Raw genomic sequence first — 875 nt, forward strand, 5'->3', positions numbered from 1 at the left:
TGCGGCGATGAACGCCATGGGCAGGCGCTGAAAAACTTACCCTGCGGCCCCTAGAAATGGCAGCGCCAGGTACAACTTGATCACCACCGCGTTAGCGATATCGATGAAGAACGCGCCCACCATCGGCACCACCAGAAACGCGATCTGCGAAGGCCCGAAGCGCTGCGTCACCGCCTGCATATTGGCAATCGCCGTAGGCGTGGCGCCTAGCCCGAAGCCGCAATGGCCTGCCGCCAGCACCGCCGCATCGTAGTTGCGGCCCATCACCCGGAACGTCACGAAAATCGCGAACAGCGCCATCAGCAATGCCTGTGCGGCCAGCAGAACGACAATCGGCAAAGCCAGTGCCGCCAAGTCCCAGAGCTTGAGTGACATCAGCGCCATCGCCAGGAACAACGACAAACTGACATTGCCCAGCACCGAGACTTCGCGTTCGAACACCTGATGCCAGCCGAGCATGGACAGCCCATTGCGCAGCACCACACCGACGAACAATACGCACACGAACGTCGGCAATTCGAAAGCGGTGCCTTGGATGGCGGCATTCAACAAGTTGCCGCCCTGCAGGCTGATCGCCACCAGCGCCAGGGTCTCGATAAACGAAAACGCGGTGATCAGGCGCTCTTCGTTCGGTTGCTCGAACCCCTTGGCCAGGCTCGATTGCGGTTGCCCAATACCTGGAACCTCGACCCGCTTGATCAGAAAACGCGCCACGGGCCCGCCGATCAGGCCACCGAGCACCAGGCCAAAGGTCGCCGAGGCAATCGCTAATTCAGACGCAGACGCCACGCCATACTGCTCACTGAACACCGCGCCCCAAGCCGCACCGGTGCCATGCCCACCGGACAAGGTCACCGAGCCCGCGAGCAGGCCCA

General features: G+C 61.9%; 1 protein-coding gene. It reads right to left on the minus strand.

From position 1 onward, the window contains the following. Positions 1-36 precede the first annotated feature (36 nt). Positions 37-875: sodium/glutamate symporter (gene gltS, locus APH41_RS23090; protein WP_054921713.1), on the minus strand; the 839-nt coding region annotated here is incomplete at its 5' end.

The sequence above is a fragment of the Pseudomonas sp. NBRC 111138 genome, assembly GCF_001320835.1.
GTDB classification, from domain to species: domain Bacteria; phylum Pseudomonadota; class Gammaproteobacteria; order Pseudomonadales; family Pseudomonadaceae; genus Aquipseudomonas; species Aquipseudomonas paracarnis.